This is a genomic window from Lysobacter sp. CC-YZS074 (genome assembly GCF_056739745.1).
This window is the reverse complement of record NZ_CP200301.1, coordinates 176,772-202,805: the sequence shown is the minus strand read 5'-3', so window position 1 is coordinate 202,805 and position 26,034 is coordinate 176,772. Positions and strand designations below refer to the sequence as shown.

Here is a 26,034-nt window from a genome sequence, read left to right as displayed (position 1 = left end):
GCGACGTTGCAGGGTTGCAACGATTCGCGCGTGTGCACGGCGGAGGCACTCGTCCCCGCCGCAGAAACCTGAACGTTTTCAAGGATTTGCCGAATTGGCACGGATCTCGCGATAGCCCCCCTGCCGCCGTGGCGCGATCGCGCACGGCATCGATCGCAGGGGAAATCCATGCCTGTTGTTCCGCTCGTCCGCGCCTTGCCGCGCGCCTGTCGCTGGGTTCTGGTGCCGGTCGCGCTGGCCGCCGGCGCGACCGCGCTGGCACAGGAACCGCCGGGCAGCCCGGGCGATGATCCGGCCGTGGTGGTCACCCGCACGGTCCAGCCACGCATCGCCTACCGTGGCGTGCCGCGAGAACAGAACCCGGTCCATGCGCAGGCCACCGTGTTCCCGGCCCGGGTGTTCCACGACACCCTTGGCGGCGTGCTCGGCCGCCTCGTGGGCGACGAGGCGCTGGGACAGACGGGCTCGGCCGGGATCACAGCACTTGCTGGCTTGCCTGCACTGACCGGCACCGCCGGCGCGCTCGATACCCGCGCCGGCCTGATCCACTCCTCCGCGGCCGCGTCGGCCGGCCAGGCCGCGGCGCTCGGCGCCGCGGGCGGTGCGTTGGGCGGCGCGACCGGGACGATCGGCCGCGTCACCGGCGGTCTGGGTGCCACGATCACCGGCGCCGTCACCGGTGTCCTGCCGGGGCTCGCGCCCGCCGGCGCCGACGGCGGGGCGGGCCGGTGAGCACCCGGACCGCGCTCGCGGCAGTCGCCGTCCTGTGCCTCGGCGCCGCCCCGGGTTTGCAGGCGCAGGAGGCGTCGCCCGGCCGCGACCACGCCCGCATCGCCGGACAGGCGGGTCATGCGGTCTCCGGCCGTGTCGCGGTCAACCAGGCCGCGGGCAGCGGCAACGCGCAGGCCAACCTCGCCGTGCTTGCGATCTCCGCCGGTGGACAGGGCCAGGCGGCCTTGCAGGTCCGCCAGCACCCGGCACCCGGCGCACGCGACCGTGCGGCGAGCACGCAGCTGCAGGGCCACGCCTTCGCCGGCAGCCAGGGATTGCTCTCGATCAACCAGGTCGCCGGCAGCGGCAACGCGCAGGCCAACCTGTTCGTCGTCGGCCAGCGATCGGTCTCGACACCGATCCCACTACCAATCGCCGGTCTGGACGACACGGCCCTGGCCGAGGTGGCCGCCGAGACGGGTCCCGGCGACCACGCCACGCCGATTTCGCCACGCGACGCCCGCATTGCCGACGACGCCTTCCGCGGCAGCCAGGGCGTGGTCCAGCTCAACCAGACCGCGGGGGTCGGGAACCTCTCGACCAACGCCATCGTCCTCCAGCTGCCCGGGGGCACGCCTTGACCGTTGCATCGCATCAACCACGACAGGAGAGAGACACCATGAGACTTCGCCACACCCTGCTTGCCGCCAGCCTGCTGGCGTTCGCGGCGCCCGCCTTCGCCGCCGGCGACGACGCCACGCTGTACAGCGACTGGGACATGTCCAGCAGCATCTACCTGACCGGTGACGTGTTCGCCAGCGGCGATATCGACATCGGCAGCCAGTCCGGCGCCCTGGTCGACCAGGACCAGGCCACCGTCGCCAACTGGTCGGTCGGCGATGGCGACAACACCGCCACGGTCGCCGGCGATGCATTGAGCAGCGCGGTGGGCAACATCGGCGCCAACATCGCCGCCGGCGTGGGCAATGCCCAGGCCAACGATGCCGCGCTGTCGGCGGTGGATGGCGATGCGGTGTTCGCCTCGGCGATGGTGTTCAACAGCCAGCTCACCAGCAGCAACCTCGGTGACGACGCCGGTTTTGCCGATGCCGGTCTGGCCTACGACGCCGGCGTCAGCGACAACGTGCTGGCGGGCGCCGCCGGCAATGTCGGCCTGAACGTCGCGTCGGGTGCGGGCAACGCGCAGGGCAACGCGCTCGCCGCTTCGGTCAGCACCTCGGGCGCGGCCGCCGCCGCCAGCGCCGACAGCGAACAGGAAACGTCGATGAACACGCTGGTCGCCGGCATGGACCTGGACAACACCGCGTTCCTCGACGGCGCCGCGCTGTCCGGAGCGATCGGCAACATCGGGGTCAACATCGCCGCCGGCGTCGGCAACGCGCAGCACAACGGCCTGTCGATCGCGGTCGCGACCGACTGAGCTTGCCGGAGGACGGCCGCCCCGTGCCGTCCTCCGCCATGACACCCCTTCGCGACACCCACCCACTGCACAAGGAAACGTCCAATGAAGATCCAGACCACCCTGCTGGCCGCCGCGCTGCTGGCCATCGCCGCTCCCGCCTTCGCCACCGGCGACGACGCCACGCTGTACAGCGACTGGGACATGTACAACAGCATCTACGTCACCGGTGACGTGTTCGCCTCCGGCGAGATCGAGGTCGGCAGCCAGTCCGGCGCGCTGGTCGACCAGGACCAGGCGACCGAGGCCAACCTGTCGTTCGGCGACGGCGACAACGATGCCTCGGTCACCGGCGACGCGCTGAGCAGCGCCACCGGCAACGTCGGGGCCAACGTCGCGGCCGGCGTGGGCAATGCACAGGCCAACGACACCGCGCTGGCCGCGGTCGACGGCGAGGCGGTGTTCGCCTCGGCGCTGGTGTTCTCCAGCCAGAGCACCATCGCCAACACCGGCGTCGACGGCTTCTTCGGTGACGAGGTCGCCTACGACGCGTCGGTCGGCGACAACGTGCTGGCCAACGCCGCCGGCAACATCGGCCTGAACGTCGCCGCCGGCGTCGGCAATGCGCAGGGCAACGCGATGGCCGCCTCGGTCAACACCTCCGGCACGGTGGCCAACGCCGCCGCCGACAGCGAGCAGCTGACCGGCATCAACACCGCCGACGTGCTGTTCGACCTCGACAACACCGCTTCGCTGGACGGCGCCGCGCTGTCGGGCGCGATCGGCAACATCGGCGTCAACATCGCCGCCGGCGTCGGCAATGCGCAGCACAACGGGCTGTCGATCGCGGTCGCTTCGGACTGAGGCAGCACGGCGGGGACGGCACCGGCCGTCCCCGCTTCGCGTTTGAAGGAAGGAGCCGCACTGCGGCAAGGGGAGCGTCGGGAGCATGAAGGCATTGCCGGACATCGTGGTCGCCATTGGCCTGCTCGCCGCACTGCTGTTGTGGCCGCGGGTCGGCCACGCGCAGGCCGTGTTCGACGCCAGCCGCCTCGGCAGCGCGCCGGTCAGCAAGCAGGTCAGGACGTTCCGCGACCTGCGTTTCCGCGAGCTGATGCCGCAGCAGTACGACTTCAGTTGCGGCTCGGCCGCGCTCGGCAGCCTGCTGCAGTACGGCTACGGCATCGAGACGGACGAGCAGGAGCTGATCCGCAGGATGATGGTCGGGGTCGATCCGCAGCAGGTGCTGCGCAACGGCTTCTCCATGCTCGACATGAAGCGTTACGTGGAGACCATCGGCCTGCGCGCACACGGTTTCAGGATCGAGCCCGACGCGCTGTACCGGCTGCAGATGCCGGTGATCGCGCTGCTCGACCTGAAGGGCTACAAGCATTTCGTGGTGGTGAAGGGCGCCGATGCCGGGCGCGTCTTCGTCGCCGATCCCGCGCTCGGTCATCGGGTGATGATCGAGAGCGATTTCATCGAGGGCTGGAACGGAATCGTGCTCGCCGTGGTCGGCGACCGTCCGATGGATCCGGACTCGTATCTGGTCAACAGCCGCAGTTCGCCTGCGCTGGAACACCGGGTGGACGCACTGGACCGGGCCACCACGCCGCCGCGCGTGGTCGAGTTCGGACTGGTCCACGCCGACCTGTTCTGAGCGCGCCGCGGCCATCGAACGAGGGTCCCCATGAACCGACATACACTCCCCCGTGCCCTGTTCTGGGTCCTCGTGGCAGGTGCGGGCCCGGCATGTGCCGGGTCCGCCCTGTCTCCTGTCCGTGCCGAACTGGTCGACGACGCGACGCTGTCGGAAATCAACGGCAGGTTCTACGGCGCCAACATGCTGGTCGGGCTGCGCATCGACCTGGTCTCCACCCTGCACAACGCCCAGGGTGGCAGCGCCTACGCGACCGGCACGCTGCAGGTCACACCCGACGGCCATGGCGGTTATCACGTGCAGGTCGACACCGGCAGCGGTGCCGGTGCCGGCGAAGGAATCGCGCCCGCCGGTGGACGGCAGGCGGTCGGTGGCGAAAACCTGCAGGTCGACGGCATCGGCCAGGTTGCGCAGATCGCCGGCGATGGCAACCGCCTCGGCAACCTGACCTCGATCGGCTTCACCCGCGCCGGCGATGCGGGCGGCCAGCTCAACGGCCGCGCCAGCAGCGCCAGCAGCGCCGGTCAGATGAGCGCGCAGATCAGCTTCGACCCCGCGGTCGGCGCCGCCTTGAGCGTACGCGGCCCCGGCGCGCTGCTTTCGCAACAGCTGGGTGCGGAATCCGCCGCCGGCCGCGGCTCGATCAGGCAGCTGGGACAGATCGCCGGCGACCGCATGGTCGGCCGGAACGAGCTGCACCTCCAAGTGTTCACCCACGCGATGCCGGACCGCTGGCAGCGGCACCTTGGAGTCGAACAGGCACTGGCCGGTATGAATGGCATCGGCCGTTGATCCAGTGACCGCGCGCACGCGCGGCAGGGGTCAAAAAGGGGATGCCTGGATCATGCGTGTAAACGCTTCGGCGCTCGTCGCCCGACCGCTGTGCCTGGCCGTCGCGCTGGCGTTGGGCAGTGGCACCGTCCATGCCGCTGGCGCGTCTTCGACGGACGCGACCACCGCCGAGCTGCTGCACCGCATGGCCGAGCAGCTGGAGCGGCAGCAGGGGGAGATCGACCGCCTGCGCGGCCAGGTCGAGCAACTGCAGATGGCGCAGCGCGGTCGCGGCCTGGGGCCTGCACCGGACGGGATGCAGTCGGCCGAGCAGGATGTCGCCGCGCAGCAGACCGCGCGCGAGGCCGGACAGCTCGCGGTGGAGGACGACGCGGGCAGCGAGGACGCAGCGACTGCATCCGCAACGGCGTTGCAGCCCGCGGCGCCGGCGCGCGCACAGTCGCCGCCACAACCGCCACCGATCCAGGTCGGCGAGGCACGGCGCGACGAGGACGCCGAGCGCCGCGAGCAGGAGAAGGCGCTGGTGGTGCGCGAACATGCGCCGCTGTTCGAGCGCCGCTTCACTTTCGACGCCGGCATCAACTACAGCTACTACGATCGGCGCCAGCTCGCATTGAGTGGCTTCCTCGCACTCGACGCGATCTTCCTGGGCACGCTCAACCTCGACCAGACCAAGGCCAGCGTGATGACCCTGGACGTGTCCGGCCGCTACGGCCTGACCGACCGGTTCAGCCTGGAGGCGAGCGTGCCGTGGGTGCAGCGCGACACCCGTTTCATCAGCGGCGGGGCCGGCGGCGCGTCCAACGAAATCAGCGAGGTGCAGCTGACCTCCAGCGGCGTGGGCGACGTCAGCGTGGCGGCGTACTACCAGTGGGTGAAGGAATCGGCCCGCTGGCCCGACCTGGTCACCAGCCTGCGGGTGCGCGCGCCGACCGGACGCCATCCGTTCGGCCTCAAGCTGATCCAGGCCGACGAGGAAAACACCAACCTCAACGTGCCGGAGAACCTGCCCACCGGCACGGGCCTGTGGAGCACGACGTTCAATGTCTCGGCACTGCGCACCTACGACCCGGTGATCCTGTTCGGCAACCTCGGCTACACGCTGTACCGGCCGGAGGCGTTCGACGACATCTCGCCGGTGCTGGACCAGGTCTCGCCGGCCGAGGTGTCGCTGGGCAACACCCTGCAGCTCAGCGCCGGCATGGCGATCGCGCTCAACGACCGTTCGGCGATCAGCTTCAGCGTCGCCAACGCGTTCTCCGCCGCCACCCACACCACCGCACCCGGCGAGCGGGAGATGCGCGTACCGGGCAGCTCAAGCAACAGCTCCACCTTCAACGTCGGCGGCACCTACGCGTTGCCGTCCGGCTGGACCCTGAGCAGCCAGGCCACCGTGGGACTGACCCCGGACGCGCCGAACTTCGTGCTCGGGTTGCGCGCCTCGCACACGTTCTGATCGCCGCGACGCGGCGTCGTCGCGGATCAGGCGATGCTGACCGGCCCGCGGGCGTCGTCGTCGGTGTCGCCGGTGTCGCCGCCCGCGTCGCGCAGGCCGTGGCGGCCCATCAACCGGTACAGGGTGACCCGCGAGATCCCGAGCTCGCGTGCGGTATCGACCAGCCGGCCGCGGTTGCGCTGCAGCGCGCGCTCGATCGCTTCGCGGGTGGCGGCGTCGCGCACTTCATCCAGTGTCGGCGGCGGCCGCGACGTCGTGCCGTCGATGTGCAGGTCGGCCGCGGTGATCAGCCGGCCCTCGGCCATGATCACCGCCTGCCGCACGCGGTTGATCAGCTCGCGCACGTTGCCCGGCCAGCGATGGCTGTGCAGCGCATGGCGCGCGCACGGGGCGAAGCCCTTGAGCGCGCGCTGGCCTTCCTGCGAATAGCGTTGCAGTGCGTAGTCGGCGAGCTTGTCGATGTCGCCGCCGCGGTCGCGCAGCGGGGGCTGCTGCAGCCGCAACACGCACAGGCGGTGGTAGAGGTCGGCGCGGAAGCGACCGTCCTCCACCGCCTCCTCGAGGTCGTGGTGGGTCGCCGAGATGATCCGCACGTCCACCCGGATCTGTTCGTGGCCGCCGAGCCGCTCGAAGCTGCCCTGCTGCAGGAACCGCAGCAGCGAGGCCTGGCTTTCCAGCGGCAGGTCGCCGATCTCGTCGAGGAACAGGGTGCCGCCGTTGGCCATCTCGAAGCGGCCCAGTTTCCGTGCCTGCGCGCCGGTGAAGGCTCCTCGCTCGTAGCCGAACAGTTCGGACTGCACCAGCTCGTGCGGGATCGCGCCGCAGTTGATCGCCACGAAGGGATAGGCATGGCGGCGCGAGTTGCGGTGCACCGCCATCGCGGCGAGTTCCTTTCCAGTGCCGGTCTCGCCGGCGATGAACACCGGTGCGTCGGTCAGCGCGGCCTTGCGCAGGGTGCGGTTGAGCACCTGCATCGCCGGGCTGTCGCCGATCATGTCATCGCTGCCCTTGGCGCTGATCCGCTCGCCATGCTCGCACGCCAGCGCCGCCATGCCGTGGGCGTGGCCGATCACGGTGTTGAGCACGGCTTCGGGGCAGGGCAGGGTGACGTAGTCGTAGCAGTAGTCGCGGATCAGCCGGCGTACCGGCTCGTCGCGCAGCTGGGCGGCGTCGACCCCGGCGACCCAGCCGACGTTGTTGGCCGACAGCGCGTCGCCGAATTCGGCCAGGTCGTGTTCGGTGAATCCCTCGCGCAGGTCGAGCAGGGCGGCGTAGGGATGGCGCGACTGGTGCTGCAGGATGCGCAGCACCTGGCGCGAGTCGGGTGCGCGTCGCAGGCGCCAGCCCATCCGCTGCAGCCCGCCCAGCGACAGCACCCGCCCGGCACCGCCGCGGGTGACGTAGATGAGGTCGCGTTCGCCGGCGACGTGCGGACCGGCCTCGCCGGCGTCGGTGTCGCGCGCTGCGTCGTCGGCCACTCCCTCGCTCCTCGCCCCCGTCGCGCAACCGCCGCGTCGACTCCTCCCGGGCAAGTCATACCAACGTGGTCGGCCACCGCGAGCGGTCAGCCGTCCGCGCCGGGCGTGGCTATCGCAACGTCAGCCGGCAACCCCGACAGGCTGCGCCGCCGCACCCCGGTCGTGCGCCAGGTGGTACTCCACCGCCGCTTCGACCTCGGTCTTCGAACCCAGGAACACCGGCACGCGCTGGTGCAATCCGCTCGGCTGCACCTCCATCATCCGGCGGCGGCCAGTGCTGGCGGCGCCGCCGGCCTGCTCGACCAGGAAGCTCATTGGATTGGCCTCGTACATCAGCCGCAACTTGCCGCCCTTGGCCTCGCACTTGGCATCCAGCGGATAGCTGAAGATGCCGCCGCGGGTCAGGATGCGGTGCACGTCGGCGACCATGCTGGCCACCCAGCGCATGTTGAAGTCCTTGCCGCGCGGGCCGGTGGTGCCGGCCAGCAGGTCGGCGACGTAGGCCTGCATCGGCGGCTGCCAGTGGCGCTGGTTGGACATGTTGACCGCGAACTCCTTGGTCTCCTCCGGGATCCGCATGCCGCGGGTGGTCAGCATGAAACTGCCGATCTCGCGGTCGAGGGTGAAGGCATGGGTGCCGTGGCCGACGGTCAGCACCAGCGTGGTGTTGGGGCCGTAGGTGCAGTAGCCGGCCGCGACCTGCGCGTTGCCCGGCTGCAGGAAGTCGGCGTCCACCGGCGTGGTGACGCCGTCGGGGCAGCGCAGCACCGAGAAGATCGTGCCGACCGAGATGTTGACGTCGATGTTGGAGCTGCCATCGAGCGGATCGAACAGCAGCAGGTAGTTGCCGCGCGGCGACCCGTCCGGGGCGAGGTCGGAGATCGGCATGCTGTGGTCCATCTCCTCCGACGCCAGGCCGGCCAGGTGGCCGCCCCACGCGTTGGCTTCGAGCAGGACGTCGTTGGCGATCACGTCGAGCTTCTTCTGCGCCTCGCCCTGGATGTTCACACTGGCCGCGCCGGGGGTACCGGCATCGCCGAGCACGCCACCCAGCGCACCCTTGCCCACCGCGATCGAGATCGACTTGCAGGCGCGCGCCACCACTTCGATCAGCAGGCGCAGGTCCGGGCCCACGTGGCCCGCACGTTGTTCCTCGATCAGGAAACGGGTCAGCGAACAGGGCGTGGTCGATCCGGACGGGGCCGGGCAGGCGGGTGTGGTCATGGGCATCGGCGGCAGGGTGGCGGAAGGTGCCATTGTAAGCCGCGGGTCGGACCGGCCGGCCCCCGCCGCCGGTACCGCGTGCGCGATCAGGCGGCGTCGCGCAGCAGCCGTTGCGAACGCCGCACCACCGCGGCGAGGTTGGTCCGCGCCATCTCCAGCATCAGCAGCGGCGCGGCCGGGTCGGCGGTGTGCAGCACCCGCCGCGCGGCGTCGATCGCGTCGTCCACCACCAGCGCGCCCTCGTGATCGAGCATCACCCGCAGGCTGCGTGCGTGGGCATCCAGCTGCCGTTCCACCTCGGGGCACGGCCCCGCGCCGGCACGACGGATCGCCTGCTCGATGGTGGCATCGGTGGCTGCCAGTTCCTGCTGCAGTTCGTCACGGGAGAAGTTCATCGGGCGGAGCTTGGCCAACATTCGTCGCAGGGGGTGAGATCGGGGGCCGCGCATCATCGGCGCACCGGCGTGACCGCCCGGTGCAGGTTCGATGAACCTGCGTTCAGATCACCCGCAGCGACGGAGCGCTGTCAGATCACCCGGAGGGTGATGGCCTTGAGCACCGCGCGGGTGCGGTCGCGGGTGTCGAGCTTGTCGAGGATCACCGAGACGTAGTTCTTGACCGTGCCCTCGGCGAGGAACATCGCGCGGGCGATCTCCTTGTTGGAGTACCCGCCGGCGAGCAGGCGCAGGATGGCGACCTCGCGCTCGCTGAAGCGCTCCTTCGGGGCGTCGTCGGCGTGGTAGCGGTAGCGCGAGCGGATCGGGTCGGTGCTGACCGGCTGCAGCAGCACTTCGCCCGACGCGACCTTCTCGATCGCCGCGCGCAGGTCTTCCGGCGCGGCGTCCTTGAGCAGGAATCCCTGCGCGCCGGCCGCGGCCGCCTGCAACGGCAGGTCGGGCTCGTCGAAGGTGGTCAGCAGCAGCACCGGGGTGGCGTCGCCGCGCGCGCGCAGCCGGCGCAGTGCCTCGATGCCGTCGACGCCGGGCATGCGCACGTCGCTGAGCACGACGTCGACCGGGTGGTCGTTCAACTGCGCCAGCAGCGCCTCGCCGTCGTCGGCCTCGACCGCGATGGCGATGCCCTGCTGCTGCAGCAGGGCGCGCAGGCCGGCGCGCACCAGCGCCTGGTCGTCGGCCAGCGCGACCTGCAAGGATTCCGATGGCGTGTTCACACCGGGATCTCCGCGTCGATCCGCAGCGCGCCGGCGGTGCCGGTCGACAGCGCCAGCCGGCCGCCGAGCGTCGCCAGCCGTTCGCGCATGCCGGCCAGGCCGTTGCCCTCGCGCAGCGGAGCGCGCAGGCGGCCATCGTCGTCGATCCGCAGACGCAGGGTGCCGCCGTCGCGGCTCAGCGCCACGTTCAGCCGTTCGGCGCCGGCGTGGCGGGCGGCGTTGGTCAGCGCTTCCTGCACGGTGCGCACGATCGCCTCGGCGACGGCCGGGTCGGTGACCCGCACGTCGGGGTCGATCCGCAATTGCAGGGACGGCCGCGGCAGCGGCGCGGCGAGCGCGTGCAGCGCGGTCGCGAGGTCGAGCCCCTCGTCGTGGCGCATCGCCGCGACCAGGTTGCGCAGGTCGCCGAGCAGCTCGCCGGCCAGCGCGCGGCAGGTGCGCAGCTCGTCGCGCATCCGCAGCGCCGGGTCGGCTTCCAGCAGGCGCAGGTTGAGGCCGAGCGCGGTCAGCTTGTGGCCGGCAACGTCGTGCAACTCGCGCGAGACCCGCAGCCGCTCGTTGCTGCGCGCGCTGTCGGCCAGCAGCGCGCGGGTCGCCAGCAGGTCGGCGTTGACCGCCGCCAGCGCATCACGCGAGGCCTCGGCGGTACGTGCGTAGTGCGCCGTCAGTGCGGCGAAGGCCTGGAAACCCAGGTACAGCGTGGTGACCAGCAGTGGTTGCGAGTAGCCGGCGCCGCGCAGCAGCAGGTACAGGACGATGTTGAGCGCGACCACCACCGGCACCGTGACCCGCGGCGGCATGGCCATCGCCAGCTGCGCCACCAGCACCACCAGCAGTACCGGCGCGGTGCCGCCACGCGGCGCCAGCCACACCAGCGTGAGGGCGCAGGCCGCCTGCACCAGCAACGCGGGCACCCGCAGGCGGTGCTGCCAGGGCGACGACACCACGTCGATCGCCACGAACGCGACCAGGTATGCCAGTGCCAGCGTCCACATCAGGCCCGGCCGGTCGGACTGCTCCACCGGCAGGCCGAGCGCGACCGCACCCCAGGTGACCAGTCCGGCCAGCAGCATCGGCTGGGTCAGTGCGCGCAGGAATTCCATGCGTCGATGCTCGCCCCGCGCCCGGCCCCGCGCAATGCACGGGCGGCGGAAAGTGACTTCCGGCAGGGCGATCCGGTGACCGGCGGGACTGCGATCACCGGTCGTGCGAAAGCACGCTGTCGACTCCGATCACGGAGCAATACGATGCCCGCCTACTCATGGTTCCTGGCACTGCACGGCGTCGCCGGCAGCCTTGCGTTGATCACGTTCTGGATGGCGGCGCTGTTGCGCAAGGGCAGTCCGCGCCACCGGCTGTCCGGTCGCGTCTACCTGCTGTCGATGCTGGCGGTGGTCGTCAGTGCGGTGCCGCTGGCGTTGCAGCGCCTGATCGATGGCGACCAGGTGATCGCGGCCTTCCTCGGCTATCTGGTGGTGATCACCGCCACCGGCGTGTGGGGCGCATGGCGAGCGGTTGGCGACAAGCACGATGTGGTGCGCTACACCGGGCCGGTGTTCGTCGCGCTGGGTCTGCTGTCGGCTGCCAGTGGCGTGGGCGTGTTGCTGCTGGGTTTGCGGGTCGGCGCACCCCTGCTGATCGGGTTCTCTGTGGTCGGATTGCTGAACGGCGGCGCCATGTTGCTCAAGCGCCTGCGGCGCGACCGGCTGGCGGAGCGGCCGCGCTGGTGGCTGGTCGAGCACTACACCCAGATGGTCGGAAACGGCATCGCCACCCACATCGCGTTCCTGTCACTGGGCCTGCCGCGGCTGCTGCCCGCGATCGACGGGGTGGCGCTGCACTACACCGCGTGGTTCGGGCCGCTGCTTGTCGCCACGCTCGCCAAGCTGTGGCTCGACCACCGCTGGAAGCCACGCGCGCGCGGGCGCGCCACCACTCAGACGTCGGCGTCGGTCGGCCAGCCTTCGCCGGTGCCGCGGTTGTAGACCGTGTCGGTGTCGAGCACGTGGCCGGCGGGGATCGATTCGAGCTGCGCCAGCTTGTCGTAGATCGGCGCGAAGTCCGGGCCGGTCGCGTCCATCAGCTGCTCGAAGCTGTCGATCACGAAGTAGGTCTTTTGGTAGGTGTCGATGCGGTAGCGGGTGCGCATGACCCGCTCCAGGTCGAAGCCGATGCGGTTGGGCGCAGCGCTCTCCAGGCAGTGGATCGACTCGCCCTTGCTCGACACGATGCCGCTGCCGTAGATCCGCAGCCCGTCCTTCTGCCGGATGAGCCCGAACTCGACCGTGTACCAGTACAGCCGGGTCAGGTTGACCAGCGCGTCCTCGCCGATGCCGTGCGCCTTCACCCCGCCGCGGCCGTAGGCCTCCATGTAGTCGGCGAACACCGGGTTCATCAGCAGCGGCACGTGACCGAACAGATCGTGGAACAGGTCCGGCTCGGACAGGTAGTCCATCTGCTCGGGCGTGCGGATCCACCAGGTCACCGGGAAGCGGCGGTTGGCGAGGTGGTCGAAGAAGGTCAGCTCCGGCAGCAGGCCCTCGACGCCGACCAGCTCCCAGCCGGTGGCGGCGCGCAGGATCGGGTTGAGGTCGTCGAATTTCGGGATCCGGTCCGGGGTCATCTCCATCGCCGCCAGCGCGGCGAGGAACTCGTCGCTGGCGCGGCCGGGCAGGATCGCCTTCTGGCGCTCGAACAGCTGCGCCCAGACCCGGTGGTCGGTGTCGGTGTAGGTGTCCCACGGCTGCTCCACCACCGAGGTGGTGTAGACGGGCACGTAGCCCTTGTCGGTCATCTGGTGTTCGACGCGCTTGGGCGATTCCATGGCGTGGTTCTCCTGGCGGCAGGCGTGGATATCCCACTCTAGTCGGCTGAAGCCGCAATCGTGTTGCGTTCTTGTGCGGGCATGGGGATTCGGCGCAACATCATTGCGCCGTCGCCCCAATCTGCCGAATCCCATGCTCGCCGTCACCCTCGACCGCACCGACGTGCTCCTGCTCGACCAGCTCCAGCGGGCCGGCCGCCAGACCAACGCCGAGCTGGCCGAGCGGGTCAACCTGTCGCCGTCGGCCTGCCTGCGCCGGGTGCAGCGGCTGGAGCGCGACGGGGTGATCGCCGGCTACCGCGCCGAGGTCGATCCCGAACGCCTCGGGCTGGGCCTGCAGGCCTTCGTGCGGGTCCAGCTCAACCACCACGACAGCGCCGCGATCGCCGCCTTCAGCGACTTCGTCAACACCTGGGACGAGGTGGTCGCCTGCCATGCGCTGACCGGCGACATGGACTACCTGCTGCACGTGGTGGTGCGCGACCTGGAGCACTTCTCGCGGTTCCTGCTCGATCGCCTGCTCAACCAGGCCGGCGTCGACGACGTCAATTCGAGTTTCGTGCTGCGCACGGTCAAGGCGTTCCGCGGGCTCCCGCTGCCACGCTGAACCGTTCAGGTAAACCGGGCGAGGGTGACTGCAGGAAGCGCCGGCGCGGCCGATAACGCGGCCGACTTCCGGGACTGCGGCCCCATGCTCAACCAATGGCTCAAGGCCGACTTCCGCCTCATCCTGATCACCGTGTTCGGCGTGTTCACCGTCGCCGGCATCACGCCGTTCGCGATCTACCGGTTCGCTCACGGGCAGGTGGTGATGGGCCTGGTCGACGTCGCGATCCAGGCCGCCATCGCCGGCACCGTGCTGCATGGCTGGCGCGGCGGCAACCTGGACCGGGTCGGGCTGATCGCGGCGATCTCCTGCTCGGCCGGCTGCGTGGTCGTCGGCCAGCTTGTCGGCCTGCCGGGCGCGTTGTGGCTGTACCCGGTGCTGCTGGTCAACTTCCTGCTGGCCGCCCGGGGCCCGGCGATCCTGGCCTCGGCACTGGCCATCACCGTGCTGGCCACCAACGACGCGTTCGACCCGGTGGGTGCGGCGACCTTCGTGGCCACCGCGCTCCTGGTCAGCCTGTTCGCCTACATCTTTTCGTACCGCACCGAGGCCCAGCGCCGGCAGCTGGAAGGCATCGCCGCGCGTGATCCACTGACCGGCGCGCTCAACCGGCGCGGCATGGACCGCGAACTGCAGCAGGCGATGGACGCCGCCGTGCGCGACGGCAGCCCGGTCGGGCTGGCGGTGCTGGACCTGGACGGCTTCAAGCAGGTCAACGACGAGAACGGCCACGAAGCCGGCGACGCGGTGCTGCTGCAGTTCGCCCAGCTGGTCCGCCGGTTCACCCGCCGCGACGACCGCTTCTTCCGCCTCGGCGGCGACGAGTTCGCGCTGCTGCTGCCGGGCGCCGATGCCGACGCCTTGCAGCGCATCGGCCAAGCGGTCCGCCGGGCGATGCAGCGGCAGGACCGCGAAGGCGGCTTCGCGGTCACCGTGTCGATCGGCGCCACCACGCTGCGGCCCGGCGAGTCGGCGCGCGACTGGCTGCACCGCGCCGACACCGCGATGTACGAGGCCAAGCGCGCCGGCAGCAACCGGGTGGTGATCGACCGGCGGGTGCGAAGCGGCGACTAGAAGCCGTCGCCGTCCAGCATTCGGCCCAGCCCGCCGAGCACCGAGCCCTCGCCGCGGTCCTTGCCGCCGCCACCGGGCGCGGCCGCCAGCATACGGCCGGCCATGCGCGAGAACGGCAGCGACTGCAGCCAGACCTTGCCCGGGCCGGTCAGGGTAGCGAGGAACACGCCCTCGCCGCCGAACAGCATGCTCTTGATGCCGCCGACCGGGCGCACGTCCATGTCGACGCCGGCGTGGAAGGCCATCACGCAGCCGGTGTCGACATCGAGCCGCTCGCCGGGCTTGAGGTCGTATTCGACCACGGTGCCGCCGGCGTGCACGAACACCCAGCCGTCGCCCTCGAGCTTCTGCATGATGAAGCCCTCGCCACCGAACAGACCGGTGAGGATCTTGCGCTGGAAGTGGATGCCGACCTGCACGCCTCGCGCACCGGCGAGAAAACTGTCCTTCTGGCAGATCAGCCGGCCGCCGTGGTCGGCCAGCTTCATCGCCATCACGGTGCCGGGGTAGGGCGCGGCGAATGCGACCTTGCCCTTGCCGGAGCCGGAATGGGTGAAGACGGTGGTGAACAGGCTTTCGCCGGTGATCACGCGCTTGCCGGCCGACATCAGCTTGTCCATGAAGCCGCCGCCCTGGCCCGAGGCGCGGCCGTCGCCGAACACGGTATCCATCTGCACGGCGGCGTCCTTGTACATCAGCGAGCCGGCTTCGGCGATGGCGCTTTCGCCGGGGTCGAGTTCGACTTCGACGAACTGCATGTCGGCGCCGACGATGCGGAAGTCGATTTCGTCGTCGCGGCCGCGGCCGGAGCCGGTGGAGGGCATCGACGGCATGCCGGGCGGGCCGCCGGCGCCGCGCGGGACTTCGAGTTCGGTGACGTTGCCGACCGGCTGCCAGTCGGCGAAGCCTTCGCGCCAGCAGTAGTCCTCGGGGTGCTGCTGCGCGTGGGCGCGGGCGGCGTTGTCGTCGAGCGGGCCGACGCGCGGGCTGTTGCTGCCGGCGCTGAAGTACCAACGTTCCATGCGAATTCCCTGTCGATGTCCGGGTGAAGGAAACGAGTCTAGGCCGTGACGCCGGCCGCCGCGTATGCCGGAAGGCGGACGGGTGGGTGGTGGGCGGCAGGCGGCGGATGGTGGATGGACGGGGGGCGGATGAAGGGGGACGGGGGAAACTACGCCGGAATACCGGAATACCGGAATACCGGAATACCGGGACAGGGGGGCAGGGGGACAGGCGGGACAGGCGAGTCGCCGGGAGTAGGTCGGGAATGCGTTTGTAAAGACTGGGCTATTCCGGAGGAGCCAGCGGGACCATGCGTCGGCCCCGGGGAGCGCGTCGTGCCGAACGGGTACTGGCTGCCCGGTTCGGTCGGACATCCGTGCCCGACTCACCGGGCGCGGCCATCCATGGCCGCTGCAGCCAGTACCCGCCCGGCACGCCGCATTCGGCGGATCGGTGACGTCGCTCCAGCGGGATCTCGCGCGGATGCAGCGCGGTCCAGCGGGGCCCGCCGCGCATGGCTTTTCCGATCCGATCCGATCCGATGCGATCCGACCCGGCTCGACTCGACTTTCCGACCCCCACCCCGGCTTCCCGGCCGCCACTCGGGCTCCTGTAGGAGCGACGTAAGTCGCGACCTGTACATCACTTCGAAACCCCGCACCGGAGCACCCGCCACGCCACCGCGCCAAAGCGAACGCTTACTTCCCTCGGTGCAACAAACCACCGCCCGGGACGACCACTCCGAACGGAGCAATCTCCGTCCCGCCGCCCCTCACTCCCGCCGCCGGAACGGCAACACCGTCCCCGTTTCCCGCTCCCGCGGCCGGTGCCACAACACCGGCACGTCGCCGGGCGACGGCGGCTCGAGCGGGTCATCGCCGCGCTGCGCGGCGGCTTCGATCGCCTGTTCCTCCTCGATCTCCCAGCTGTACCTGCGCCGCGGTGCCTGCGGGTCGGCACGGCGCCACAGCAGCGCGGCCAGCGCGCCGCCGGCGGCGCCGCCGAGGTGGGCCTGCCATGAGACGCCGGGTTCCTGCGGCAGCACGGTCAGCAGCATGCCGCCGTACAGGAAGAACGCGATCATCGCCGCCGCGATCGCCGGCCGGTCGCGGCGCAGCAGGCCGAGCAGGAACACCAGGAACATTAATCCGTGGGTCACGCCGCTGGCGCCGAGGTGGTGGGTGCCGGGCTCGCCCAGCAGCCAGGCGCCGAGGCCGGAGCCGAGCCACGCCAGCGGCAGCGCGCGGGCGGTCGCGCGGGGGTAAAGCCCCAACGCGAGGGTGCCGAGCATCAGCAGGGCGATGGCATTGGCGGCGAGGTGGTCGAACGAGCCGTGCAGCAGCGGCGCGCCGAGCAGGCCGCGCAGGCCCGCGGCCGACCAGGGCTGCACCGTCCACGCCCGCAGGTCGACGCTGCCCTGCAGGGCGAACACCACCAGCAACAGCAGCACGGAACCGAGGCTGAGATTGAACGCGCGGCGCCAGCGGTGACGGTCGGCCGCGCGCTGGGCCTTCGGATCGAGGGGATGGGCGATGTCGGGAAGGTGCATGCGGCCGACATGGTGCCGCCGCGCAGGGTTGCAATGGAGTGCCGGTGGGATACCGCGTCCCGCGACCGCACCACCCCGACGCGAAACCGACCGCACCAACGCACGGGCGCCACGGCGCCGCCGCGTAGAATGGCGCGATGAACAACGAGCTCCCCACCGTCCGTCTCAAGAACGCCTGGAAATCGACCCACCCGTGGATCTTCCAGCGCCTGGTCGACAAGCCGGCGCAACGTCCCAGGCCCGGCAGCATCGTCGACGTGGTCGGGGTCGACGGCGAGTGGATCGGCCGCGGCTTCTACAACGGCCACTCGCGCATCGCGCTGCGGATGCTCGACAACGACCCGGCCGCGGTGATCGATGCCGGGTGGTTCGCGCGCAAGATCGCCAACGCGGTGTCGCTGCGCCGCGACGTGCTCAGGCTCGACGAGGTTTCCGACGCCTGGCGTGTGTTCCACAGCGAGGGCGACGGCATCAGCGGGCTGGTGGTCGACCGTTACGCCGACCTGCTGGTGCTGGAGTACTTCAGCGCCGGCGCGTTCCGCCACCGCGAATGGATCATGGACGCGCTGCGCGGGCAGTTCCCCGGTTGCCGCTTCCACGCCTTCGCCGACGAGCACGTGCAGAAGCAGGAGTCGTTCGACTTCCGTGGTACCGAGCCGGCCCGGCCGGCGGTGATCACCGAGCATGGGGTGAAGTTCCGCGCCGACCCGGCCGGTGCGCACAAGACCGGCTTCTTCGCCGACCAGCGCGAGAACCGCGAGTGGCTGAGCCGGCACGTTGCCGGCAAGCGCGTGCTCGACCTGTGCTGCAACACCGGCGGGTTCGCGGTGTACGCGGCGGTGTGCGGGGCGGAGGAGGTGGTCGGGGTCGACATCGATGCCGACGTGATCGGGATCGCCAAGGGCAACGCCAAACTCAACGACGTGCGCCCGCGCTTCGTGCAGGCCGACATCTTCCCGTGGCTGCGCGATGCCGGTAATGCCGGGGAGCGGTTCGACGTGGTGATCCTCGACCCGGCCAAGATGACCCGCGACCGCGACCAGGTGATCCCGGCGCTGAAGAAGTACCTCGACATGAACAAGCTGGCGATGAGCGTGGTCAAGCCCGGCGGTCTGTTCGCGACGTTCTCCTGCACCGGGCTGGTCAGCGAGGAGCAGTTCCTCGACATGCTGCGGCGCGCGGCGTTCTATTCGAATCGCACCGTGCAGGTGCTGAAGGTGAGCGGCGCCGGCGCCGACCATCCGTTCCTGGCCCAGGTGCCCGAGTCGCGCTATCTCAAGGCGGTGTTCTGCCGCGTGCTCGACTGAGGCGGCTTCACCGCGCGCGGACTCCGGCCGTGCTGTGCTCGCGGCATGGCACACGACAAGGTCGAACAGATCCGCCAACGCGATGACGTGCAGCGCGCGCTGCAGCAGACCGCGGTACGGCGCTCGCCCAAACCGGCGGTCGAGCCGCGCCACAAGGTGTGGCTCGGCACCTACGTGCTGCTGCTGCTCGGGCTGGCGGTGCTCTACTACCTGCTGCGGCTGGATGTGTTCGCGGTCCCCGAACGCTTCTTCCCGCTGGCGCGGCGGGCGACGCTGGGAGCGATGGCGGTGGTGCTCGCGCTGGGTGCGTCGAAGGCGGTCGAGGCCTATGCGATCGACCGCAGCTGCAGCCCGGTCACCCGCTACAACCTGAAGCACATCCTGCGGCTGACGACCTGGCTGGTGCTGGCGCTGATCGTGGTGTCGGTGCTGTTCGCCAACTGGTACGCGGCCGCGGCCTCACTGGGACTGATTTCGCTGGTGCTCGGCTTCGCCCTGCAGACGCCGATCACCAGCATGATCGGCTGGGTCTACATCCTCGCGCGCGAGCCGTACCGGGTCGGCGACCGGATCAGCATCGACGGCGCCACCGGTGACGTGATCGACGTCGGCTACCTCGACACCACGCTGTGGGAGGTCGGCGGCGACTACGTGTCCACCGACCATCCCAGCGGACGGGTGGTCAAGTTCCCGAACGCGAACGTGCTTTCCAGCGCCGTCTACAACTATTCCTGGCCGGTGTTCCCGTACATCTGGAACGAGATCGCGGTGCAGGTCGGCTACGACAGCGACCTGGAATTCGTCGGCCGCACCATGCAGGCGGCCGCCGAGGACGAGCTGGGCGAGGAGATGCTGGAGCGGGTGCAGGTGTTCCGCGAGATCCTCGCCCAGACGCCGGTCGACCGGGTGCAGGTGCAGGAGCGGCCGTCGGTGCTGTTCCGGGTGGCTGACAACACCTGGGTCGAGGCGCGAGTGCGGTACCTGGTCGAACCCAAGCGCGCCGGCCCGCTGAGGACCCGGCTGCTGGTCGACATCCTCGCGCGCCTCAACGCCGAGCCCGGTCGGGTCCGCTTCCCGAAGGGCGATTCGCGCTAGCTTCCCTGTTCGAACGGCTCAGTCGCCGTCGTATCCCGGCATCGGCTCGTAATGCCCGTCGATCCAGCGTTCCGCGTAACCCGGATCGTGCCGGCTGATCCACGTGCCCAATCCACGCCCCTCGGCGGCCAAGGCCTGCATCGCCTCGACCGCTTCGCGGCCCGCCGATCCGAACGTGTAGCGGTAGGTCGCCTTCGGGCCGAACCCCACCACGATCGCCCGCGCCTCGCTGGCGTAGCCGGTGACGCCCGAGCTTCCGCTGCGGTCGGCGTACGACGTCAGCGGTGGAATCCTTCTCGACATCGCGGGAGTGTCGCCCCGGCGATGTCATCCCGGCGCAACGGTCGCAGTCGGCGAGATGGGCGCGGCTTACACTGCCGGCATGGACACCTCGATGTTGCTGATTCCCGTGCTGGTGGCGCTGCTGGTCGCCATCGGCCTGCTGGTCGTACTGCTGCGTCGGCAGGGCGCGGCGCCGGCGGACGCCGACGCACCCGCGCTGCGCGCGGAACGCGACCGGCTCGCCGACGAACTGCGCGGCGAGCGCGAGGCCCTGCGCGTGCAGCTGGCCGAGACCGGGCGCCTGAACGGGCGGTTGGGCGCGCTCGAAGCCGAATGGACCGAGCGCGGGCAGTTGATCGAGCGGCTGCAGGCCGCCAGCGCGCAGCAGCAGGCGGCGCTGGAAACCGAACGCCTCGACGCGCGCACCGCGCAGCAGGCATTGCAGCAGCGCGGACAGGCGCTGGCAGCGGCGCAGGCCCGGGCCGGCGAGCTGGAGCAGGAAACCCGCGACCTGCGCGAGCGGCTGCAGCGGCTGCAGGGCGAGCACGCCGCGCTGTCGGCGAACCTCGCCCACGCGCAGCGCGCCCACGAGGAGATGAAGGCGTTCCTCGCCGACGCGCAGTCGCGCCTGTCGGCGGCGTTCTCGGAAATGGCCGGCAAGGTATTCGAGGAGAAGGGCCAGCTGTTCGAGAAAAACATCAAGGACGCCACCCTGCAGTCCAGGGCCGACATCGATTCGCTGCTCAAACCCTTCGCCGAGCGCATCGGCGAGTTCCGCGAACGGGTCGACACCCTGTACGGCGACGAGGCGAAGGAGCGCGCATCGCTGCTCGGTGCGGTCACCGAGCTGAAGACGCTCAACCAGGACATGGCCGGCCGCGCCGCCGAGCTGACGCGCGCACTGAAGGGCAGCTCCAAGGTGCGCGGCGACTGGGGCGAGCTGATGCTCGAGAGCGTGCTGCGCGGCTCGGGCCTGGAGGACGGCGTGCATTACGACCGCCAGAAGTCCGCCACCGGCGAGGACGGCGCGCGGCTGCAGCCCGACATCGTGGTGCGGCTGCCGGACGAGCGCTGCGTGGTGGTCGACAGCAAGGTCAACCTGGTGGCGTGGCAGGAGGCGATGAACGCCGAAACGCCGGAGCTGCAGCAGGACGCGATGCGCCGCCATGCGGTCGGGCTGCGCCAGCACATGAAGGAGCTGAGCGAGAAGAACTACCCGAAGGCGATCGGCGACACCGCGCTGGAGGTGACCATCGCCTTCATTCCGATCGAGGGCGCGCTGTCGGCCGCGCTGGGCACCGACCACGCGCTGCAGACCGACGCGTTCGACAAGCGCATCGTGTTCGCCTCGCCCAACACGCTGATGGCGCTGCTGCGGGTGGTCGAGCGGCTGTGGACGCGCGACAAGATCCAGCGCGAGGCGATCGCGATCAGCGATACCGGCGGCAAGGTGCTCGATGCACTGATGGGCTTCGTCGCCGAGTTCGACCTGGTCGGCAAGCGGCTCGACGATGCCGGCGAGGCGTTCAAGAAGGCGCGCCACCGGCTCAGCGAGTCCAACCAGGCGGTGATCCCGCGGGCACGCCGCCTGGCCGAACTGGGCGCGCGCGGACGCAAGGCGCTCAGCGAGGAACTGCGGCCGGAGAGCGAAGCGCGTGCGGGCGCGGCGACGCCGGCGTTGCGGCTGATCGGTGCGGCGGCGGATGCGTCGGACGAAGGCTGAGACGCCGGAGCAGTCCGTCAGAACCGTCCGGTAAACGTAGGGGCGGCTTCAGCCGCGATCCTCGAATCGTGCGCCCGCGCCGGGTTCAGGATCGCGGCTGAAGCCGCTCCTACAAGAAACCCGCACAAGCGTCGGACGGCCTGCCTCAGCCGTCGGTCGGCATCACCGGTACCGCGCCGGCCGGCACCAGCGGCAGGTTGTCGTCCTGCAGGTAGTCGGGCAGTGCGGTGTCGTCGGTGTCTTCCGTGCGGTCGCCGAAGATCTGGTACTGGCGCCGCTGCATCCACGCGTCGCGCACCAGTGCGTAGTCGTCGGCGGCGCCCTCGCGCAGGCTGTCGGTGGCCAGCAGCTGGGTGCGCACGTCGACCAGCTGCAGGCCCTGCAACGGGATCCGGGTGGCGTCGTCATTGACCTGGCGCAGCGGGCTGAGCGGCGCATCGCCGACCATGCCGAACACGTCGCGCACGGTACGCGGCCCGAACAGCGGCAGTTCGACGTAGCGCGACTTCTCCCAGCCCCAGATGCCCAGGGTCTGGCCGAAGTCCTCGCTGCGGCGCGAGAGTTTCGCGTCGCTGGCGGGGTCGAAGATGCCGCCGACGCCAAGCGTGCTGTTGAGCAGGAACCGCCCCATCGCGTGCGCGGCCTGCTTCGGCTTGCCCTGCAGCAGCGCATTGACCGCCGAGACCGGCTGGCCGAGGTTGCTGAAGAAGTTGCTGACGCCGAGCCGGACCGGCCGCGGCACCACCGCCACGTAGGCGCGCGCGAGCGGCCGCGCGACGACGCGGTCGACCGCGTTGTTGAAGCGGTGCATCTTGCGGTTGTAGCGCTCCCACGGGTCGTGGCTGGCCGGCACGGCGGCCGGCGGCGGCAGGCTGGGGTCGGCGACCGGGTCGTAGGGTTCGCCGCCGTAGATGGCGGCGTAGTCGAGCTCCGCTGCGGTCGGTGCGCCGGCGACCGGCGCCTGCGGATCCGCCGGTGCGACCGCGGCCGCGGCCGGAACATCGACAGCGGCCGGCTCGTCCGCGGCCGCGGCCGCCGGGTTCCACATGGCCGCATCGGGCGCCGCGGGCGGCTGGGCCTCGCCGCCGGCAGGCGCCGGCGATACCGAATCGACCGTGGTGACGGCACTCGCCGCCGGCGTCGTCGCTGCGCTGCCTTGGCCGGTGGAGGCGCAGCCGCTGGCGACCGCGGCGCTCAGCAGCAGAACGAGAAAGGGGGCGCGTGAAGCGGGCGCGGCATCTTGGCCGGTCTGTTGAACCGGTGCGTGGGGGGCGTGGGGGCGCATGGTGACAAGTTTAGTGGGCCGGGCCCGCCGCGGCCACGCGGAGGGCGGGATACCGGGTGGCCTCAGCCGGCGAAGCCCAGCGAGGGGCCCAGCCGGTAGGCCGCTCGCAGTTCGGCGAAACCGGCCGGTTCGCCGTCGATGACGACACCGGGCAGGCGATCGGCCATTTCGGCCAGCATCGCCAGGCCGGCGCTGTCGACCGCGTCCAGCGCGGTCAGGTCCAGCCGGCGGGCGCCATCGAGCAGCGGCCGCGCCCGGTCCCACGCGGCCGGGACCGCGGCACGGTCCAGCTCACCGCGGAACACCAGGGCGTCGCCGTCGCGGGCGACGCTGACCGCTGCGACGCTCACGTCAGTTGCCGGCCTGCAGCTTGCCGGCCTCGAGCTGCGCGGCGACCTCGTCGATCGACTGGCGCGACAGCGGGCCGTCGAACTGGTTACGGAAGGTCTGCACGAAGCTGACGCCCTCGACCATCACGTCGAACACCTTCCAGTCGCTGCCGGACTTGCGCAGCAGGTAGTCGACCGGGATCGGCTCGCCGCCCTCGCGCAGGAACTCGCTGGACACCTTGACCATCGAGCCGCCGCGCAGCGGGGTCTCGGACTTCACCCGCACCCTGAGCTGGCTGTTGAAGTCCAGCAGCGACGAGCCGTAACGCTGCATCAGGTTGTTGGCCAGCGCGTCGGCGAAGCGCTGCACGTCGGCCTCCGACGCGCCGCGGCCGTGCCGGCCCAGCACCAGCCGGGCGGCGTAGGTGCGGTCGAACATGTTGTCGAATTCGCCGGCGATGAAGGTCCGCAGCGCCTCGCGGTCGGCGCGGAACTCGTCGCGGCGCGCCTCCAGCGTGGTCAGGATCCGGGTCGAGTTGTCGAGCACGAGCTTGCTCGGCGACGCCGCGGCGGCGGTGGACGCGCCCTGCGGCTGTGCCAGCACCAGGGCCGGCGCGGCGGCAAGCAGCGCGGCGGACACGAACAGGGCGATCAGGTTGCGATTCATGGGGTTCATTCCGTAGGGGTTTCGGTGCCGCCTTCCTGGAGGTAGGCGGGCATTTCGTCGGATGCGGCGGCGCCGTCATCCGCGGGACCGGCGCCATTGTCCGCGCCGCCGCTGAACATGTACTTGCCGACCATCTGGATCAGGTCGACCGAGGACTGGGTCAGGAAGATCTGGTCGCCGGGTTTCAGCGGTTCCGGGTCGCCGCCGGGCTGCAGGCCCACGTAGCTCTCGCCCAGCAGGCCGGAGGTCAGGATCGCGGCGCTGGTGTCGGCCGGCAGGTCGGCGTAGCGGTGGTCGATCGCCAGGGTCACCACCGAATCCAGTTTGACCGGATCGAGGTCGATGTCCGACACCCGGCCGACGGCGACGCCGCCGATCTTGACCGGTGCGTTCTCGCGCAGCGGGCCGAGGTTGGTGAAGCGGGCGGTGATCTCGTAGGCGTCGCCGCCGAAGCCGAACTTGCCGTTGGTGGAGGCGATCGCCAGCACCAGCAGCGAGGCCAGGGCCAGCAACAGGAAGGCGCCGACGGCGAATTCGATACGGGGGGCTCGGGAGGACATGGGCATTACCTCAACCCGCCGACGGGCGGGTGTTGCATTGAAGAGTCCGCACACGGATGTGCGGGTTTTTGCGAACGGACTCGCATCGCGTCAGCGGAACAGCAACGCCGACATGACGAAGTTGAACATCAGCACCAGCAGCGAGGCGTTGACCACCGCCTTGGTGGTCGCCACCGAAGTGCCCTCGATCGTCGGCTCGGCGTGGAAGCCGACGTAGGCCGCGACCAGCGCCGCGACCGCGCCGAACACCGCCGACTTGACCAGTGCCATGCCGAAGTCGTCGACGAAATCGACGCTGTCGCGCAGCACCTGCCAGAACACGCCGGCATCGATGCCGATCACGTGCACCGCCTCGAAGTAGCTCGCCGACAGCGCCAGGCTGCAGAAGAAGCCGGTCAGCAGCGGCACGCACAGCACCGCCGCCCAGAACCGCGGCGCGACCGCCTTGCCGACCGGGTCGATCGCCATCAGGCCGAGCGCGGTGATCTGGTCGGTCGCGCGCATCAGCCCGAGTTCGGCGGCGATCGAGCTGCCGGCGCGGCCGATGAACAGCAGCGCGGTCAGCACCGGCGCCAGCTCGCGGTACAGGCCCAGGCCGACCAGCGCGCTGATCTGGCTGGAGGCGCCGTAGGTGTCGAGCGCGCGGTAGCCCAGCAGGGTGATCGAGAGGCCGACGAAGGCGCCGCCGACGGCGATGATCGGCAGCGAGCGCGCGCCGATCTTGTAGATCTCGCGGACGAACTCGCGGAACAGGTCGGCGCCCGGGCGCGAGGCGCGGATCACCGACAGGGTGAACAGGCCGGCGCGACCGACCGAGCGGGTGGCGGCGACAAAGGGCATCAGGCGGCCTCTGCGTTGCGGGGGGCGGCGTCGAACGGAATGGGACCGTCCGGCTGGCCGTCGAGGAACTGCCGCACCAGCGGGTCGGTGCTGGCCTGCAGCGCCCCGGGCGTGCCGGAGAACACGATCCCGCCGTTGGCAATGACGATCGCGTGGTCGGCCACCGGCAGGGTCTCGTGCACGTGGTGGGTGACCACGATGCTGGTCAGGCCGAGGCTGTCGTTGAGCCGGCGCACCAGTTCCATCACCACGCCCGAGGCAATCGGATCGAGGCCGGTCAACGGCTCGTCGTAGATCATCAGCGGCGGGTCCAGCGCGAGCGCGCGGGCCAGCGCGACCCGGCGCGCCATGCCGCCCGACAGCTCGCGCGGGAACGCATCGGCGGCGGCGCGCAGGCCGACCGCGTGCAGCTTCATCCGCACCAGCCGGTCGATCACGGGTTTGGGCAGCTTCGTATGCGTGCGCAGCGGCAGGGCGACGTTCTCGGCCGCGGTCAGGTCGGTCAGCAGGCCGTTGCCCTGCAGCAGCACGCCGATGCCCTTGCGCAGCTCCAGCAGCGCGCGGGTGTTGCGCGGCACCGGCTGGCCGAGCACCTCGACCGTGCCGGCGGCCGACTCCAGCTCGCCCGTCAGCGCCGCCAGCAGGGTCGACTTGCCGCTGCCCGAGGGGCCCAGCACCGCGACCACCTGCCCGCGCGGGACGGACAGGTCGATGTCGCGCAGCACCGTGCGGCCGCCGCGGTCGAGGCGGAGGCCGGCAATGCGGACGATGGGCGTGGGGTCGGACATCGGGACTCCTGTGGGCCGGCCGGTGCCGGGCGCCGGGAACCGCGCAGGATCGCGTTGCCAGGCTGAATCGCGCCATTATCGCAGGTGGCGCTTTCGGGCGCCTTCCAGTGGGGCGTTGGTAGGAGCGGCTTCAGCCGCGATCCGACGCCTGGCGCCCGTGCGGTTCCACGATCGCGGCTGAAGCCGCTCC

General features: G+C 70.7%; 28 protein-coding genes. 13 read left to right on the top strand and 15 right to left on the bottom strand.

Features of this window, described 5'->3' with window-relative positions; genetic code table 11:
- Positions 1–168: 168 nt before the first annotated feature.
- The 7 genes from U8331_RS00820 to U8331_RS00790 all read left to right on the top strand — a co-directional run bounded on the left by U8331_RS00820 (position 169) and on the right by U8331_RS00790 (position 6,039).
- Positions 169–732: a hypothetical protein gene (locus U8331_RS00820; protein WP_481131743.1), complete on the top strand. Its 564-nt coding sequence runs from the start codon at positions 169–171 to the stop codon at positions 730–732.
- Complete coding sequence (locus U8331_RS00815) at positions 729–1,352, top strand: hypothetical protein (protein WP_481131742.1); 624 nt, start codon at positions 729–731, stop codon at positions 1,350–1,352. The genes U8331_RS00820 and U8331_RS00815 overlap by 4 nt, the downstream gene beginning before the upstream one ends.
- A 38-nt stretch (positions 1,353–1,390) precedes the next feature.
- On the top strand, positions 1,391–2,152 hold the full coding sequence (locus tag U8331_RS00810) for a hypothetical protein (protein WP_481131741.1): 762 nt from the start codon (positions 1,391–1,393) through the stop codon (positions 2,150–2,152).
- A gap of 84 nt (positions 2,153–2,236) precedes the next feature.
- Entirely contained in the window at positions 2,237–2,995 is a 759-nt protein-coding gene (locus tag U8331_RS00805; RefSeq protein WP_481131740.1) for a hypothetical protein, read from the top strand.
- An 85-nt stretch (positions 2,996–3,080) separates the two neighbouring features.
- A complete protein-coding gene (locus U8331_RS00800) occupies positions 3,081–3,791 on the top strand; it encodes a C39 family peptidase (protein WP_481131739.1) in 711 nt (236 codons plus the stop codon).
- 30 nt (positions 3,792–3,821) lie between these two features.
- Entirely contained in the window at positions 3,822–4,583 is a 762-nt protein-coding gene (locus tag U8331_RS00795; protein ID WP_481131738.1) for a hypothetical protein, read from the top strand.
- 52 nt (positions 4,584–4,635) lie between these two features.
- Positions 4,636–6,039, top strand: a complete 1,404-nt coding sequence (locus tag U8331_RS00790) for a transporter (RefSeq protein ID WP_481131737.1) — start codon at positions 4,636–4,638, stop codon at positions 6,037–6,039.
- A 26-nt stretch (positions 6,040–6,065) separates the two neighbouring features.
- Here U8331_RS00790 and U8331_RS00785 read toward each other — a convergent pair whose 3' ends face one another.
- The 5 genes from U8331_RS00785 to U8331_RS00765 form a co-directional block, all read right to left on the bottom strand.
- On the bottom strand, positions 6,066–7,517 hold the full coding sequence (locus tag U8331_RS00785) for a sigma-54 dependent transcriptional regulator (RefSeq protein WP_481131736.1): 1,452 nt from the start codon (positions 7,515–7,517) through the stop codon (positions 6,066–6,068).
- A 120-nt stretch (positions 7,518–7,637) separates the two neighbouring features.
- Entirely contained in the window at positions 7,638–8,741 is a 1,104-nt protein-coding gene (locus U8331_RS00780; RefSeq protein ID WP_481131735.1) for a class 1 fructose-bisphosphatase, read from the bottom strand.
- Positions 8,742–8,827: 86 nt separating this feature from the next.
- Positions 8,828–9,136, bottom strand: a complete 309-nt coding sequence (locus tag U8331_RS00775) for a hypothetical protein (protein WP_481131734.1) — start codon at positions 9,134–9,136, stop codon at positions 8,828–8,830.
- Positions 9,137–9,267: 131 nt separating this feature from the next.
- Complete coding sequence (locus U8331_RS00770; RefSeq protein ID WP_481131733.1) at positions 9,268–9,912, bottom strand: response regulator transcription factor; 645 nt, start codon at positions 9,910–9,912, stop codon at positions 9,268–9,270.
- A complete protein-coding gene (locus U8331_RS00765; RefSeq protein WP_481131732.1) occupies positions 9,909–11,015 on the bottom strand; it encodes a sensor histidine kinase in 1,107 nt (368 codons plus the stop codon). Before U8331_RS00765 ends, U8331_RS00770 begins: the two co-directional genes overlap by 4 nt.
- A gap of 144 nt (positions 11,016–11,159) precedes the next feature.
- Here U8331_RS00765 and U8331_RS00760 point away from each other — a divergent pair, with 144 nt between their 5' ends.
- Positions 11,160–11,897 (top strand): DUF2306 domain-containing protein, encoded by a 738-nt coding sequence (locus tag U8331_RS00760; RefSeq protein WP_481131731.1) that lies wholly within the window; start codon positions 11,160–11,162, stop codon positions 11,895–11,897.
- On the opposite strand, the gene phhA is transcribed toward U8331_RS00760, so the two are convergent.
- Positions 11,849–12,736, bottom strand: coding sequence for a phenylalanine 4-monooxygenase (gene phhA / locus U8331_RS00755; RefSeq protein WP_481131730.1), 888 nt, complete (start codon positions 12,734–12,736; stop codon positions 11,849–11,851). The genes U8331_RS00760 and phhA overlap by 49 nt on opposite strands.
- A 133-nt stretch (positions 12,737–12,869) precedes the next feature.
- Here phhA and U8331_RS00750 point away from each other — a divergent pair, with 133 nt between their 5' ends.
- Both U8331_RS00750 and U8331_RS00745 read left to right on the top strand, forming a co-directional pair.
- Positions 12,870–13,343, top strand: a complete 474-nt coding sequence (locus U8331_RS00750) for an Lrp/AsnC family transcriptional regulator (protein ID WP_481131729.1) — start codon at positions 12,870–12,872, stop codon at positions 13,341–13,343.
- An 84-nt stretch (positions 13,344–13,427) separates the two neighbouring features.
- Entirely contained in the window at positions 13,428–14,417 is a 990-nt protein-coding gene (locus U8331_RS00745) for a GGDEF domain-containing protein (protein ID WP_481131728.1), read from the top strand.
- On the opposite strand, the gene U8331_RS00740 is transcribed toward U8331_RS00745, so the two are convergent.
- Positions 14,414–15,439 carry a TIGR00266 family protein gene (locus tag U8331_RS00740; protein ID WP_481131727.1) on the bottom strand — a complete coding sequence of 342 codons (1,026 nt, stop codon included), beginning with the start codon at positions 15,437–15,439 and terminating at the stop codon, positions 14,414–14,416. The two genes, U8331_RS00745 and U8331_RS00740, sit on opposite strands and share 4 nt — an antisense overlap.
- A gap of 752 nt (positions 15,440–16,191) precedes the next feature.
- Positions 16,192–16,968 carry a rhomboid family intramembrane serine protease gene (locus U8331_RS00735; protein WP_481131726.1) on the bottom strand — a complete coding sequence of 259 codons (777 nt, stop codon included), beginning with the start codon at positions 16,966–16,968 and terminating at the stop codon, positions 16,192–16,194.
- A gap of 137 nt (positions 16,969–17,105) precedes the next feature.
- Between U8331_RS00735 and U8331_RS00730 the strand changes: the two genes are divergently transcribed.
- Positions 17,106–18,275, top strand: coding sequence for a class I SAM-dependent rRNA methyltransferase (locus U8331_RS00730; protein WP_481131725.1), 1,170 nt, complete (start codon positions 17,106–17,108; stop codon positions 18,273–18,275).
- Between the two features lie 45 nt (positions 18,276–18,320).
- Positions 18,321–19,370, top strand: a complete 1,050-nt coding sequence (locus U8331_RS00725; protein WP_481131724.1) for a mechanosensitive ion channel family protein — start codon at positions 18,321–18,323, stop codon at positions 19,368–19,370.
- 18 nt (positions 19,371–19,388) lie between these two features.
- Here the strand turns inward: U8331_RS00725 and U8331_RS00720 are convergent, their stop codons facing one another.
- Positions 19,389–19,673: a hypothetical protein gene (locus U8331_RS00720; RefSeq protein ID WP_481131723.1), complete on the bottom strand. Its 285-nt coding sequence runs from the start codon at positions 19,671–19,673 to the stop codon at positions 19,389–19,391.
- Between the two features lie 91 nt (positions 19,674–19,764).
- On the opposite strand from U8331_RS00720, the gene U8331_RS00715 reads away from it, so the two are divergent.
- On the top strand, positions 19,765–21,375 hold the full coding sequence (locus U8331_RS00715) for a DNA recombination protein RmuC (RefSeq protein ID WP_481131722.1): 1,611 nt from the start codon (positions 19,765–19,767) through the stop codon (positions 21,373–21,375).
- Positions 21,376–21,520: 145 nt separating this feature from the next.
- Here the strand turns inward: U8331_RS00715 and U8331_RS00710 are convergent, their stop codons facing one another.
- The 6 genes from U8331_RS00710 to U8331_RS00685 form a co-directional block, all read right to left on the bottom strand.
- A complete protein-coding gene (locus tag U8331_RS00710) occupies positions 21,521–22,660 on the bottom strand; it encodes an MlaA family lipoprotein (protein WP_481131721.1) in 1,140 nt (379 codons plus the stop codon).
- A 62-nt stretch (positions 22,661–22,722) separates the two neighbouring features.
- Positions 22,723–23,010 carry an STAS domain-containing protein gene (locus tag U8331_RS00705; RefSeq protein ID WP_481131720.1) on the bottom strand — a complete coding sequence of 96 codons (288 nt, stop codon included), beginning with the start codon at positions 23,008–23,010 and terminating at the stop codon, positions 22,723–22,725.
- A 1-nt stretch (position 23,011) separates the two neighbouring features.
- On the bottom strand, positions 23,012–23,656 hold the full coding sequence (locus U8331_RS00700) for an MlaC/ttg2D family ABC transporter substrate-binding protein (RefSeq protein WP_481131719.1): 645 nt from the start codon (positions 23,654–23,656) through the stop codon (positions 23,012–23,014).
- Positions 23,657–23,661: 5 nt separating this feature from the next.
- Complete coding sequence (gene mlaD, locus U8331_RS00695; RefSeq protein WP_481131718.1) at positions 23,662–24,216, bottom strand: outer membrane lipid asymmetry maintenance protein MlaD; 555 nt, start codon at positions 24,214–24,216, stop codon at positions 23,662–23,664.
- A 90-nt stretch (positions 24,217–24,306) separates the two neighbouring features.
- Positions 24,307–25,056: an MlaE family lipid ABC transporter permease subunit gene (locus U8331_RS00690; protein WP_036209832.1), complete on the bottom strand. Its 750-nt coding sequence runs from the start codon at positions 25,054–25,056 to the stop codon at positions 24,307–24,309.
- Positions 25,056–25,844, bottom strand: a complete 789-nt coding sequence (locus U8331_RS00685) for an ABC transporter ATP-binding protein (protein WP_481131717.1) — start codon at positions 25,842–25,844, stop codon at positions 25,056–25,058. Before U8331_RS00685 ends, U8331_RS00690 begins: the two co-directional genes overlap by 1 nt.
- Positions 25,845–26,034 lie beyond the last annotated feature (190 nt).

Coding starts and splice junctions, on each gene's coding strand:
- U8331_RS00820 (WP_481131743.1), top strand. CDS start 169: ATGCCTGTTGTTCCGCTCGTCCGCGCCTTGCCGCGCGCCTGTCGCTGG.
- U8331_RS00810 (WP_481131741.1), top strand. CDS start 1,391: ATGAGACTTCGCCACACCCTGCTTGCCGCCAGCCTGCTGGCGTTCGCG.
- U8331_RS00805 (WP_481131740.1), top strand. CDS start 2,237: ATGAAGATCCAGACCACCCTGCTGGCCGCCGCGCTGCTGGCCATCGCC.
- U8331_RS00800 (WP_481131739.1), top strand. CDS start 3,081: ATGAAGGCATTGCCGGACATCGTGGTCGCCATTGGCCTGCTCGCCGCA.
- U8331_RS00795 (WP_481131738.1), top strand. CDS start 3,822: ATGAACCGACATACACTCCCCCGTGCCCTGTTCTGGGTCCTCGTGGCA.
- U8331_RS00790 (WP_481131737.1), top strand. CDS start 4,636: ATGCGTGTAAACGCTTCGGCGCTCGTCGCCCGACCGCTGTGCCTGGCC.
- U8331_RS00780 (WP_481131735.1), bottom strand. CDS start 8,741: ATGACCACACCCGCCTGCCCGGCCCCGTCCGGATCGACCACGCCCTGT.
- U8331_RS00775 (WP_481131734.1), bottom strand. CDS start 9,136: ATGAACTTCTCCCGTGACGAACTGCAGCAGGAACTGGCAGCCACCGAT.
- U8331_RS00765 (WP_481131732.1), bottom strand. CDS start 11,015: ATGGAATTCCTGCGCGCACTGACCCAGCCGATGCTGCTGGCCGGACTG.
- U8331_RS00760 (WP_481131731.1), top strand. CDS start 11,160: ATGCCCGCCTACTCATGGTTCCTGGCACTGCACGGCGTCGCCGGCAGC.
- phhA (WP_481131730.1), bottom strand. CDS start 12,736: ATGGAATCGCCCAAGCGCGTCGAACACCAGATGACCGACAAGGGCTAC.
- U8331_RS00750 (WP_481131729.1), top strand. CDS start 12,870: ATGCTCGCCGTCACCCTCGACCGCACCGACGTGCTCCTGCTCGACCAG.
- U8331_RS00745 (WP_481131728.1), top strand. CDS start 13,428: ATGCTCAACCAATGGCTCAAGGCCGACTTCCGCCTCATCCTGATCACC.
- U8331_RS00740 (WP_481131727.1), bottom strand. CDS start 15,439: ATGGAACGTTGGTACTTCAGCGCCGGCAGCAACAGCCCGCGCGTCGGC.
- U8331_RS00735 (WP_481131726.1), bottom strand. CDS start 16,968: ATGCACCTTCCCGACATCGCCCATCCCCTCGATCCGAAGGCCCAGCGC.
- U8331_RS00730 (WP_481131725.1), top strand. CDS start 17,106: ATGAACAACGAGCTCCCCACCGTCCGTCTCAAGAACGCCTGGAAATCG.
- U8331_RS00725 (WP_481131724.1), top strand. CDS start 18,321: ATGGCACACGACAAGGTCGAACAGATCCGCCAACGCGATGACGTGCAG.
- U8331_RS00720 (WP_481131723.1), bottom strand. CDS start 19,673: ATGTCGAGAAGGATTCCACCGCTGACGTCGTACGCCGACCGCAGCGGA.
- U8331_RS00715 (WP_481131722.1), top strand. CDS start 19,765: ATGTTGCTGATTCCCGTGCTGGTGGCGCTGCTGGTCGCCATCGGCCTG.
- U8331_RS00710 (WP_481131721.1), bottom strand. CDS start 22,660: ATGCGCCCCCACGCCCCCCACGCACCGGTTCAACAGACCGGCCAAGAT.
- U8331_RS00700 (WP_481131719.1), bottom strand. CDS start 23,656: ATGAATCGCAACCTGATCGCCCTGTTCGTGTCCGCCGCGCTGCTTGCC.
- mlaD (WP_481131718.1), bottom strand. CDS start 24,216: ATGTCCTCCCGAGCCCCCCGTATCGAATTCGCCGTCGGCGCCTTCCTG.
- U8331_RS00690 (WP_036209832.1), bottom strand. CDS start 25,056: ATGCCCTTTGTCGCCGCCACCCGCTCGGTCGGTCGCGCCGGCCTGTTC.
- U8331_RS00685 (WP_481131717.1), bottom strand. CDS start 25,844: ATGTCCGACCCCACGCCCATCGTCCGCATTGCCGGCCTCCGCCTCGAC.